Source organism: Amycolatopsis heterodermiae, assembly GCF_034929455.1.
Classification (GTDB): domain Bacteria; phylum Actinomycetota; class Actinomycetes; order Mycobacteriales; family Pseudonocardiaceae; genus Amycolatopsis; species Amycolatopsis heterodermiae.
In genome coordinates, this window is record NZ_JAYFSI010000006.1 from 48270 (window position 1) to 60558 (window position 12289).

The window sequence follows — 12289 nt, forward strand, 5'->3', positions numbered from 1 at the left end:
CCGCCATGCAGCAGGGCGAGCTGTGCCGGATCACCGTGCACGGGCCGCAGGGCCGCGCCGACCTGGCCGTGCCGATGGGCATCCCGGTGACGAGCCTGCTGCCGGTGCTGCTGCGGCACACCGGTGGCCATGAGGAGCTCGGCGACTCCTGGGTCCTGCAGCGCCTCGGCGAGGCGCCGCTCGACCCGGCGGGCACGCCGGAGTCGCTCGACTGGCAGGAGGGGGAGGAGTTCCACCTCCGGCCCCGGCTGGACCCGTTGCCGGAGCTGGACTTCGACGACATCGCCGACGGCATGGCCACCGCCGTCAGCCGCCAGGCCGGCCGCTGGAAGCCCGAGTTCAACCGGTTCCTGTTCCTCGGCTTCTCCATCGCGGCCCTGCTGGTGCTGGCCCGGGTGCTGCTTTACCCGGGCACACAAGGACTTTCCGCGATCGGCTGCGCCGTCGTCGCGCTGGGACTGCTGGTCGCGGCCGTCGGCTCGGGCGTCCGGTCCGACGACGAGGCGCTGATCACGCTGCTCGGCCTGGGCGGCTGCGGGTTCGCGTTCGTGGCGGGCTCGGTCGCCGTGGCGGGCATCGGGCCGGCGTTCGACCTGCAGACCGCGCCGATGCTGTCCGGCTGCCTCTCCTTCGGCCTGGCGGGCGGGCTCATGCTCGGCGGGCGGGCCGCGTGGGCGCCGGTCACGCCGTTCGTGCCGTTCGGCACGGTCGTGGCCATCGCAGCCGCCGGCGCGATCACGCTGTGGCTGCACTACGGCCCGGAGTTCTCGCCGGTGCAGTCGGCCGCGCTCGTCTCGGCCGTCCTCATCGGACTGCTGGTGTTCGCGCCGCGGATCGGCATCCGGTTCGCCCGCATCCGCGGCCCGCAGCTGCCGCGCACGGCCGACGAGCTGCAGTACGACATCGAGCCGGCGCCGGCGGAGAAGATGGTCGCGCAGACCGCGTACGCCGACGGCTACCTGACGATCGCCTGCGTCGCCTCGGCCGTGGTGTTCGCCTGCTCGTTCCCGTTCCTGGTCGGCCAGGGGCTGTTCCCGGGCATCCTGGCCGGGCTGCTTGCGGCGGCCGTGCTGATGCGCTCGCGCAGCCTGCTCGGCGCGTGGCAGCGGGTGCCGCTGTCGGTCGCCGGCGCGCTCGGCCTGGTGCTGCTGGCGTTCTCGCTGATCGAACCGCTCACCCCGGACTGGCGCGGCGCGTCGGCGGCCGGGGTGGTGCTGGTGTTCTTCCTGCTGGTGCTGGCGATGCTGCGGCCCCCGCCGCGGCGGCTGCTGCCGATCTGGGGCCACCTGGCCAACTGGCTGGAGACGTTGAGCGCCGTCGCGATCCTCCCGATCCTGCTGCAGCTGTTCGGGACGTACGCGTGGGCCATCGGACTGACGGGCTGAAACCATGGTGCAGACGCAGAAGGACCACGTCGAGGCGTATTCGTTCCTCATTGGACGGATGACCTCGGCCCTCGTGCTCGGCGACGCGAGCCACCTCGACGTACCCGCCAAGCGCACGTGGACCGGCCTGCTGGTCGGCGCGGCGCTGGCGGTGCTGATCGTGCTGGGGTTCTTCGTGTTCGGCCTGATCGCCCACCACACCGGGCACGCCGTCCAGGCGCCACCCCCGGTCCGTCGAGCCTGAAAGGGAGGGTCACCATGGATCTCTCGCTGACGCGCCGCCGCGGCGGCCCGGACACCGATCTGGGCAAGCAGACGGTCGGCAACGCCCTCGTCGTCCACCCGGCCGCCGGGATGACGGAGGAGGCGCAGGCGCTCGCGCTGGGCGTCGCGGCCGACGACGAACACGACCTCGTCGTCGTCGACCTGCCGGTCGACTCGCCGATCTCGCTGTGGGAATCGGTGGCCAAGGCGCTGCCGCGGCGACGTCGCGGAGTGCGCCTGGTCATCGGCGGGCGTTCGCGGGAGACGTCGGCGCTGGCCGGGCAGTGGCTGGCCGAACGGATCGGCCGCCCGGTACTGGCCCCGGACGGCTCGGTGATCCCGAGCGCGGGCGGTGCCCTGTTCGTCCACAGTGGACGCGGCAGCGGCTGGGTCCGGTTCCAGCCCGGGCGTCCGCCGAAGTGGGAGGCGAAGCGCTTCCCGCGTCCTTCCTGGGATTCCGGCGTCACGGCCGAACTGACGTCGACGAGCTCCCGCGGCGTGGCCGAGCCGCTGCCGGGCGGCCTGTGGATCCGCCCGGTGGGCTTCGACCGTCAGCTCGGCTACCACCGTTCGGCGCTGATCCGCGGCCTGCCCGCGCTGCCGGACACGATGACGATCGTCCTGGGTTGCCCGGGCTGCCCGCCCCTGACGATGGACGACGCGGCCCGGCTGTGGATGCGCCTGCCGGAGCCGGTGCGCCACAAGGCCCGCTTCGTCCAGTACGGCCCGATGTCGGTGCCCGCCGGGACGACCCTGGGGCAGGCCCTCGCGGACCTGCTGGGCCGCGAAGTCGGGTTCTACAGTGGACTCCCGATCGGCGCCCCGCACGACCTCGACGTCTGGACGGTCCTCTACGACGGCGGCCTCGGCTGGGCGACGTTCGCCCGAGAGCTGGCGTACGTCCCGCGGCAGCCGCTGCCCCGGCTGCTGGACCACCGCGCGCCGATCGACGGCCTGAAGGAGATCGAGCCGGCGGTGTACTGGTACTCGCCGGACGCGGTGCTGGAGGTCGTCCAGTCGGGCCTGCTGCTGCGCCCGCCGACGGCCGGCCCGACGGTCGAGGCGCTGCGCGAGGTCACGCTGGACACGTCGCTGCACAACCTGACGTACGACGTCCCGGAGGAGGGCGCGGACGCGGTGGAGCGCATGCGCCTGCTGGCGGAGGACGTCCTGGCGAGGCTGGACGAGCACACCCGCAGGATCAGCAGAATCCTGCCTGCGGCGGCGCTGCTGGCCGAGCGGGCCCGGGTGACGATCCCGCGCCGGGCATTGGCGGAGATCGAGGCCGCGTCTCCTTCGCTTACGCCTTTGCCGGTCGCCCCGCCGGCGGCGCCCCCGACCCGGGTAGGCGGAACGGCCCCGGCGGAGGCCCCGCTGATGACCATCTCGGAGCGCCTGGACCCGGGAGCGGTGATAGCGGCAACGATCACCACAGCCGCCCCACCCCGGCTGCCGGCGCTCGGTACGGAGGAGCGCCCCACGGAGTCGGTCGTCTCGGGCCCGGCGATCAGCGCACCCCCCACGGGCTCGCCGATCCCCGGCGGACCGATCACGCTACCGCCACCGGCAACCCCGCCCGCGGGCGTCGGCGGTCCGATGATCACGAACGCCCCGGAAACCCGCTTGGACGCCGCGGTCACTCAGGAGTCGGCCGAGAGCGCCCAGTCGCCGACCGGCGTGGACAGCCCGGCGCCCACCTCCGGCATCGATGCTCTGGCCTCCGGCACCGATGCGGATGACCCGGCGACCGGCGCCGGCGTCAATGGCGCGACGACTCGCGGCGGCATCGATGCTCTGGCCTCCGGCACCGATACAGATGGCCCGGCGACCGGCGCCAGCGTCAATGGCGCCGAGCCCGACGCGCGGTTTGCTTCCCGCAGTTCGGCGACCCCGCCTCCGGCGGGCCCGCCTGCCACCCCGCAGCCCGAAGCCCCGGCGATGATTACCCCCGCACCCCTGCCCCCACCGGCCGTTCCCCTCGCCGGTATTCGCGAGGCGGTAGCCGGTTCGGTGCTCTCAGCCGGGTCCGCGGCACCCTCGCCCGGCGTGGCCACGGACCTGCCCGCCAGTCCGGCCTCCGCGGTTCCGCCGCCGGCGCCCGCTGCTGAGCCTCCCGCACCTCCGCCCGCCGGAACCGTCAGCGGACCAGCCGCTCCTGCGACCCCGCCTGCCGGGCCCGGGGGTGGGTCGACCGCTCCTGCGACTCCTCCTCCTGCGGTTCCGCCCGCCGGGGTTGCCGGTGGACCGGTCGCTACTGCGGTTCCGCCCGCCGGTTCCATCAGCGGTCCAGCCGCTCCCGCGGCTCCGCCTTCGGCGGTTCCGCCTGCCGGGGCCATGGGTGGGTCGTCCGCCCCCGCGACTCCGCCTCCCGCGGTCCCGCCTGCCGGGGTCGCCGGTGGCCCGGCCACCCCCGCGACCCCGTCTCCTGCGGTTCCGCCCGCCGGTTCCATCAGCGGACCAGCCGCTCCAGCGACCCCGTCTCCCGCGGTCCCGCCTGCCGGGGTCGCCGGTGGCCCGATCACCCCCACAACCCCGCCTCCCGCAGTCCCGCCCGCAGGCGTCCTCAGCGGCCCGGCCGCCGAAGCCCCGCTCAGCCAAGCATCGACTCTTCCCCAGACCCCGCCGTCCGCGGCTTCGCCCCTCGAGGTCGCGGGCGGCGGTACCACCTCCGCCCGGCTCCAGCCCACCCCCGCCGCCGAGGCGAGCGCTCTTCTCCCCAAACGTGGAGTCGATAAAGAACGTGAGTGGCTACGCAAGTCACTCGGTGCGGAATACGGCCTCATGTCCAACGCCGCCGCGCGGATCCTCTCCGAGCACCCCGGCTTCCAGGGCGCGCTCGCCGCGTCGGCGGCCGATGTGCTCACCGATGCCGTCGCCGTGCAGCTCTACCTCTCGGCCAAGGGCACCACCATCGACGCCGGCCTGCGCGCCGGGCGCAACGGGCCGCACGTGCCGATCGCCCGCTGCGTCGTCGCCGGGCTCGGGCGGCTGCCGTCGCACCGGGGGCCCGCGTCGTTCGCGACCAGCCCGACCGCCGACCAGTGGGCGCTCTACCGAACCCGCAAAGTCCTCACCGAGTGGGGTTTCCTGCACACCCAGACCACCCCGATGTCCACATCGGACGGTGATACGGACATCCTCGTCTGGTCGGTCACCGCCCGCCGGACGAAGCTGCTGGAGCCGGCCGAAGGCGTCGTCAACCGCGCGCTCTTCGTCCCCGGCACCAGCTTCAAGGTCCTCGAAATCACCGAGCCGGCTGACACGAAGCGTGGGCTCGTGCTGCTGCGGGAACTGACCGTGAGCGAGGTCGACGAGACCGGCAAGGTCGCCGCCGACCGGATCTCGCTCGACGAACTGGCCCTCGAGTCGCTGCGGCGCGAACTCGAGATGTGGGCCGAGACGGACGGCCGCGCACCGATCGCCGCGGCGGCCGCCGGGCGGTTCGGCGTCGTGCCGGGCCTGGTGTGAGGGAGAGGCGGAACTGATGAACCGACAGGTGCTCACGGTCGGCGGCGAAGGCGCCTACCCCACGATCGGCGCCGCGCTCGCGCAGGCCCAGCCGGGCGCCACGATCAGTGTCCACTCCGGACGCTACGAGGAGAACCTCGTCGTGGACCGCATGGTCTCACTGGTCGCGGAAGGGGACGTCGAGATCGTCGCCCGCGAGGGCAGCGTCCTCGTCGCCAACGCCGAAGCCGTCCAGCTGCGCGGCTTCACCCTCACCGGCCAGGACGACAAGCTCGTCGCGGTCGACGTCGTCCGCGGCGAGGCCGCCCTCGACGGCTGCCGCGTCACCGGCGCCTCCTGGGCGACGCTCCTCGCGCGCCTCCAGGGCTCCCTCGCCCTGCGCGGCTGCGCCGTGACCAGCACCGCCGGCGCCGGGATCGTCGTCGCGTCGCCGTCGCAGAGCACCATCGAGGACACCGAAATCACCGGCACGGCGTCGTCGGGCGTCGTCGTCGCCGAGGTCGGCTCGGTCGTGCTGCGCCGGTGCGCGGTACGGCAGCCGAAGGGCAACGGCGTGTGCGTGAACGGCGAGGCCGTCGCGGTGGTCGAGCAGTGCGAGATCACCGGCGCCGAGAAGCCCGCGATGGTCGTCGAGCAGCAGGGCCGCGCCACCATCACCGGTCTGACCGTGCGCGAAAGCGCGAACGTCGACCTCTACCTGACCAGCGAAGGCCGGGTGTCCGTTGTGGACTCCCGGTTCCTGTCCGCGCCGATGCAGGCGGTGCACGTCGCCGCGTCGGCCGCGCCGGTGCTGCGCGAATGCGCTTTCTCTGGCGCGGAACGCAACGCCGTGCAGGTCACCGGCAACGCGTCACCGCACTTCGTCGACTGCACCTTCGAGGATTCGCCGGTCGCGATCCTCGCCGACGGCGAAGCGACGCCGAACTTCGAACGCGCGACCGTGCGGCGCGCGACGCAGACCGGCGTGCTCGTCACAGGCGACGCGAAGGCCCGGATCGCGGGGCTGCGGCTCGCCGGCAAGGGCATCGTCCTTTCCGGACAGTCGCGTTTGGACGTCATGGACGCGTCGATCGAGACCGGCCGGGACGCCGCCGTCGAGGTCACCGAGTCCTCGTGGCTGACCGGCACCGACCTCCACGTGCGGGGCAGCGGCTTCCGGATCACCGGCACGGCCGAGCTGCAGGACTGCGAGATCGCCGACGAGGTCGTGGTCGCGCCCGGCGCCACGCTCACGGCGTCGCGCTGCCGCGTGCGTGACGGCATCTCGGCCGACGACGGCGCGAACGTGACGCTCACCGAGTGCGAAGGCGACGGTGCGGTGAGCGCCGAGCCGGAGGTGCCGCCGCCGGCCGAGCCCAGCGTCAGCGAGGCTTCGGGTGAGGTGCTCGACGGCCCGCTCGGCGAACTGGAGTCGCTGGTCGGCCTGGCCGGGGTGAAGAAGGAGGTCACCGGCCTGATCAACCTCATCCGGATGTCCCAGATGCGGGAGCGGATGGGGCTGCCGATGCCGCCGATGAGCCGTCACCTCGTCTTCGCGGGCCCTCCCGGCACCGGCAAGACGACGGTCGCGCGCCTCTACGGCACCGTCCTGGCCGAGCTCGGCATCCTGTCGAAGGGGCACATGGTCGAGGTCGCGCGGCAGGACCTCGTCGGCCAGTACATCGGCTCGACGGCGATCAAGACGACCGAGGTCGTCGAAAAAGCCATCGGCGGCGTGCTGTTCATCGACGAGGCGTACACGCTTTCGGCCGGTTCCGGCGGCTCCGGGCCGGACTTCGGCCAGGAGGCCATCGACGCGCTGATGAAGATCATGGAGGACCAGCGCGATTCGCTCGTCGTGATCGTCGCGGGCTACTCCGAGCAGATGGACGTCTTCCTCGAGTCCAACCCCGGCCTGGCGTCGCGGTTCACGCGGACCATCGAGTTCCCGAACTACAGCGTCGACGAGCTGGTCACCATCACCCTCGGCCTGACCCGCAAGCACTACTACGAGCTGACCGACGACGCGCTGACGGCGCTGCGCGAGTACTTCGAGCGGGTCCCGAAGAACTCGACGTTCGGCAACGGCCGCGTCGCGCGGAAGTTGTTCGAGGCCATGGTGAACAACCAGGCGTCGCGCCTCGCGCTGCAGCCGCCGTCGAAGGACTCCGAGCTGAACCGCCTGACGGCCGAGGACCTGCGCGCCGAGCTGGCGAACCTGCCCGCGGCGGCCCAGGCGGCGGTGTCGGTGGGCACCGATCCGGCCGCGGCCGTCGGCGCGGCGAACAGCGTGCACCGGCTGCGCAAGCTTGTCGGCCAGAAGACGGTGCGGGAGCACGCCGAACGCCTGCTGGTCCGGCTCGGCGGGCTCAAGCACGGACGTCAGCCGCTCGGCCAGGAGGCGAACGTCGTGCTCAGCGGCGAGCGCGGCTCGGGCCGGGCGGAGTTCGCGCGGCTGTACGCGCGGGGGCTCGCCGAACTGGGCCTGGTCGGCGTCGGCCAGCTCGTCCGGCGGTCGGTCGCCGAGGATCTGATGCCGCGCTGGCCGGGACAGGCCGAGCATTTGGTCCGCACAGCGCTGGAAGACGCGAGCGGCGGTGTGCTCGTGCTCGATTTGGACGGTGAGTGGGAGTCCACAGTGCACACTCCTGGTCACGAAGTCCTTGAGGCGCTGGCGGAAGCAGTCGGGCGCTGTCCCGCGGACCCGGTCGTCGTGCTGACGGGCGAACCGCGTCGCGTTCGGACACTCGCCGGGCTGGTGCCGTCGCTGCGTGACCGGTTCCCGGCGGTGTGGGAACTGGGGGAGTACACAGTGGACGAACTCGGCGAGATCGCCGTGCGGCTGCTGGTCCGCGGCGGTCACGAGGTCCCGGACGACGTCCGCGACGCGCTGGCGCACGAGCTGGCGGCGGCGTCGGAACGGACGGTGCACGCCGCGCACGAACTGGCCCGCACGCTGTCGGCCACGGCGGCGTCCCGCACGCTGGCCGCGGCGGACCTGCGCGGCGTCCGCCCGCCGGACGTCGAACCCCTCGCCCTCGGGCAGGGACTGGCTTCGGTCGGCTGAAGGAGGAGTCATGGCATCGCCCTACGAGAAGATGCTGGAGGACGCGCTCGGCGCGTACCAGCGGCAGCGCGAAAACCTGACCGCGGCCAAGGAACGGATCGACGAGGCCACGGGCACGGCGACCTCGGCGCGCCGCGAGGTGACCGCGACCGTCGGCCGGACCGGTGAGGTCACCGAGCTGACGTTCCCGACGAGCGCGTACAAGCGGATGGCGCCGGCCGAGCTGGCCGGGGTGATCGTCCGGACCATCGCGCAGGCGCGGCAGCAGGCGATCGACGCGTCGGCCGAACAGCTCGCGCCGATGCTGCCGCCGGGGTTCTCCGCGCACGATCTGATGGCCGGGAAGGTCGACGTCGAAGCGTTGTTCGCTGCCCGCGTGCCGGGTTTCGAGGGAGGGCAGGAGAATGACTGATCAGTTCTTTGTGGACGCCGACGGGCTGGACACCGGCCGCAACGGCTACCGCGAGAAGGCGACGGAGCTGGAGGCGCTGGTGCAGCGGATCCAGGCGCTCGGCAGCTCCGGGCGTGTCTCCGAGGCGGCGGGCAACGACAAGAACGGCAACGCGTTCGCTCAGACGCACATCAAGGCGGTGGCCGAGATCCGCGACGGCGTCCGGCTGTGGGCGAAGGCCGTCGACGGTACGTCCGACGCGATCGGCGACATGGCCGGCTCGTTCCGCGACGCCGACCAGGGCGCGTTCGACATGGCGCGCGACCTGCAGAAGAACTTCCTGCAGCTGCAGGAAGACGTCTCGAAGCCGCCGACGGCCTAGGTTCCGGAGCCCGCGATGAGCCTGATGGTGGATCCCAGCCTGAACTGGATCTTCTACATCATCGCGGGTGACGCCTGGCCGCAGGGCGACGAGGACAAGCTGCGCGAGCTGGCCGCGGAGTGGGACCAGGTCGCGCGCGACATCGCGGCGGCGGGCCAGGGCTTCAACCAGCTGTCCCAGCACGTGACGGCGAACGTCGGCGGCGACGTCCAGCACAATTTCACGGACTTCTCGCGCAACCTGAGCACCCTGGGCGCGGACTACGTCCAGCGCGCACGGGCGCAGGCGGCGTCGCTGCGGGAGCAGGCGCTGAACGTCGAGAACGCCAAGTACGGCATGTTGATCTCGATCGCGGTGACGGCCGCGGAAGTGTTGTGGGCACTGACGAATCCGTTCACGGCGCCGCTGGTCCCGGAGATCATGGCCGCCGGCCGGACCGCGGTGGTGACGGTCCAGCGCACGCTGGTCCAGCGCCTGACAAGCTTGCTCGCTCGCATTGCGCGCGAGGCGGCGCAGGAGGCGGCCGAAGAGGTCGCGGAAGACATGCTGGCGCAGTTCATCCAGATCGCCCAGGGCAATCGCCACGGCTTCGACTGGAAGTCCATCGGCCAGTCGGCCGCCCTGGGCGCGGTCGGCGGCGCGTTCGCCCACGTGGCGGGCAAGGGCCTGGGCAAGGTCGACGGAAAGTACGGCACGAATTTTTCGAAGAACGTCTGGGGCGAGGCGGGAAACGAGGCCGCAACGGAGGTGGTGGTAGGCCTCACGGGAGCCGCAGCCTTCGGCGGAGACTTGGACAGCCTGGGCTGGGGAGCGTTGAACGGTGGCTTGAGCGGCGCGGCAACGCACGGAGCCCACCACGCGGGAGAGTCTCTGCACGACAAGCTGACCGGCGGAGGCCCGGGGCCCTCGGACGCAGGCCCGAAGGACGTTGGCGACGTGGGGTTCGACAAGGCGAACATCGGCCCGATCGACGCACCCCCGGCGCCGGCTTCCGGCGGGTCCGGCTCTGGCGGCCACCGTTCGAATGGCGCGGGCTCTGGCGCTGGAACCGGTGGCGCAGGATCGAACGGGGCTGCCACGGGCTTTGGGACCGGCGGCGGTTCGGGGTCGAACGGGACGGGTTCTGGTGCTGGTGCGGGGGCCGGAACGGGTAGTGCAGGCTCGAACGGGGCAGGTTCGGGGGCCGGGACCAGCGGTAGTTTCGGGTCAGGTGCTGGTGGTGCAGGCTCGAACGGGGCCGGTAGCTCCGCTGCTGGCACCGGCACCGGGTCCGGTGGCGCAAGCTCAAATGGGGCTGCCACGGGCGCTGGGACAGGCGATGGTTCGAACGGTGCGGGTTCGGGAGCCGGTAGTTCCGGTGCTGGTGCTGGCACCGGGTCCGGCGGTACGGGCTCGACTGGGGCTGCTACGGGCGCTGGGACCGGTGGCGGTTCCGGTTCGAACGGGGCGGGTGCTGGTGTGGGCGCCGGAGCCGGTGGTCCAAGCTCGAACGGGTCAGCTTCGGGGGCGGGGACCGGTGGTCCTGGTTCGAATGGCGCGGGTTCTGGTGCGGGCACTGGAACCGGTGGTCCAGGCCCGAACGGGGCCGGTATGGGCGCTGGGGCCGGCGGTGGTTCGGGGTCGGGGACGGACTCCGGTGCCGGAACAGGTTCCGTTGGACCTGCTTCAGGCGGGATTGGTACGGACACCGGAGGGCCCGGCTCGGGCGGCACGGATTCCGGTGCGCCCGGCTCCGGCAACCAGACTCCAGACGGGGCGGGCACGGGTGGAACCGGTTCAGCCGGGACGGGCGCGAGTGCCGGCACAGGCACGGCCAGTTCCGGCGCACCCGGCTCGATCGGGGCAGGTTCTGGTTCGAACAACCCCAGCTCCGGCCTAGGTCCGGTCGCCGCTGTCCCGGGGGGAACGAATGCTGGTTCCGGCTTGCCGGGCTCGACCGGAGCAGGCTCGGGCCCGTCGGCTTCCGGTACCGCCGGCGCAGGAAACGGTGCGCCCGGCGTCGGGGGAGCGGGCGCCGGAGTCGGTACGGGTGGTGCCAGTACCGGTCAGTCCGGCTCCACCGGGACCGGTACGGGTTCGGGGCCGTCCGGCACAGGTTCACCCGGAGCGGGGCAGGGCATGGGTGGCTCCAGCGCGGGCGTTGCCTCGAGCGGTTCAAGCGTCGGAACGGGAACGAGTTCGACCGGAGGGGTGGGTTCCGGCACGGGCAGCCCGTCGGCGCAAGGCCCGGGAGGAGGTGCGGTCGAGCAGGGTGCGACCGCACCTTCCCCTGGTGCCGCCAGCCCCGGCTCAGGATCCACCGCCGGGACTCAGAGTCCAGTCACCGGTTCCCCGGGCTCCGGCCCGGCGAGCCAAGGCCCCGGCACCGGTTCCGCATCGGCGGGCCAGAACGCGGGGAACGGTCCGAGCGCGAACCCGGGTACCTCGGCCAGTCTGGGCCCGAACGGCTCGAGCGCGGTGACACCCGTCGAAGCCCCGGGTACCGGCCCTCTGGACCAGAATGGACCACAGGTCACCGCTCACCCAGGGCCGGGCGCCGGGACCAACACGAATCCCGGTACCAGCGGCACCACTGCCGGAAGCTCGGGGGCCAGCACGCCGAGTACCGGCCAAGGCACGAACGCGACAGGCACGAACCCGACCGCCGGCGGCAACTCGAGCGTGAGCGCGACCAGCACGAACCCACCCGCGAGCGGGACGAGCAACACCTCGGGAATCAACCCCTCGGACGGTCGTCCCGGCAAGACCTCCACCGAGGGCCTGCCGGGCTTCTCTCCGCAGGGGCAGGCGAACCACACTCGGCCGGACACGAACGCGCCTGTGGCGGGAAGCGTCAGTGGGGCTTCCGTAGCGACCCCTGCTCCGCAGCAGCCGAACACGGGACCGGCGACCGTCAGCAACTCGACGGCCCCGGAGACCGGAGCCGCCAAGGCAGGCCCTGAGTCGAACACCAGCGCCGGACCGCCGGCCAAGGACGGCTCCGCGCCATCGACCGGCACCGGACCGGTCAGGGGTGAGCCTGGGGCAATCACTGCGGTGGAGCCGGCCAAGGGCGATCCCCACCTGACCCCAGGGACGGCAAAGGTAGGCCCAGAGTCGACGGTGGGGCCTGGATCGGCGAAAGTCAGCCCGACGACGATGGGAAATGCCAAGGCAGCCCCCGGACCGACTGGCATCGAACCGGCCACGGTGCCCGGTGCCGCCAAGGCTGGTCGCGGGGCGAATACGGTGGCCGGGTCGGTCGAGGCTGGCTCGCAGTCGGCTGGCGTGCGACCGGTCACGGTGTCTGGTGCCGCCAAGGCTGGTCCGGGGTCGAGTACGGGGGCCGGGTCGGTCGACGCTGGCCCGCAGTC

General features: G+C 72.6%; 8 protein-coding genes and 1 pseudogene. 7 read left to right on the plus strand and 2 right to left on the minus strand.

Features of this window, described 5'->3' with window-relative positions; all coding sequences use genetic code 11:
* Nucleotides 1–5 precede the first annotated feature (5 nt).
* The 7 genes and pseudogenes from eccD to VA596_RS50825 form a co-directional block, all read left to right on the plus strand.
* Nucleotides 6–1385, plus strand: a complete 1380-nt coding sequence (gene eccD / locus VA596_RS25200; protein ID WP_323331117.1) for a type VII secretion integral membrane protein EccD — start codon at nt 6–8, stop codon at nt 1383–1385.
* 4 nt (nt 1386–1389) lie between these two features.
* Nucleotides 1390–1629, plus strand: coding sequence for a type VII secretion protein EccB (locus VA596_RS25205; protein WP_323330618.1), 240 nt, complete (start codon nt 1390–1392; stop codon nt 1627–1629).
* Between the two features lie 14 nt (nt 1630–1643).
* Complete coding sequence (locus VA596_RS25210; RefSeq protein WP_323330619.1) at nt 1644–5117, plus strand: hypothetical protein; 3474 nt, start codon at nt 1644–1646, stop codon at nt 5115–5117.
* 16 nt (nt 5118–5133) lie between these two features.
* Nucleotides 5134–8163, plus strand: coding sequence for a right-handed parallel beta-helix repeat-containing protein (locus VA596_RS25215; RefSeq protein ID WP_323330620.1), 3030 nt, complete (start codon nt 5134–5136; stop codon nt 8161–8163).
* Between the two features lie 10 nt (nt 8164–8173).
* Nucleotides 8174–8575, plus strand: coding sequence for a YbaB/EbfC family nucleoid-associated protein (locus tag VA596_RS25220; RefSeq protein WP_323330621.1), 402 nt, complete (start codon nt 8174–8176; stop codon nt 8573–8575).
* Nucleotides 8568–8936 (plus strand): hypothetical protein, encoded by a 369-nt coding sequence (locus tag VA596_RS25225; protein WP_323330622.1) that lies wholly within the window; start codon nt 8568–8570, stop codon nt 8934–8936. The genes VA596_RS25220 and VA596_RS25225 overlap by 8 nt, the downstream gene beginning before the upstream one ends.
* A 24-nt stretch (nt 8937–8960) precedes the next feature.
* Nucleotides 8961–9290: pseudogene (locus tag VA596_RS50825) on the plus strand (WXG100-like domain-containing protein); the annotation flags it as partial.
* Here VA596_RS50825 and VA596_RS25230 read toward each other — a convergent pair.
* Both VA596_RS25230 and VA596_RS25235 read right to left on the minus strand, forming a co-directional pair.
* Nucleotides 9197–9700, minus strand: coding sequence for a hypothetical protein (locus VA596_RS25230; protein WP_323330623.1), 504 nt, complete (start codon nt 9698–9700; stop codon nt 9197–9199). The pseudogene VA596_RS50825 and the gene VA596_RS25230 sit on opposite strands and share 94 nt — an antisense overlap.
* 1755 nt (nt 9701–11455) lie before the next feature.
* Nucleotides 11456–11986 carry a hypothetical protein gene (locus VA596_RS25235; protein ID WP_323330624.1) on the minus strand — a complete coding sequence of 177 codons (531 nt, stop codon included), beginning with the start codon at nt 11984–11986 and terminating at the stop codon, nt 11456–11458.
* Between the last annotated feature and the right edge of the window lie 303 nt (nt 11987–12289).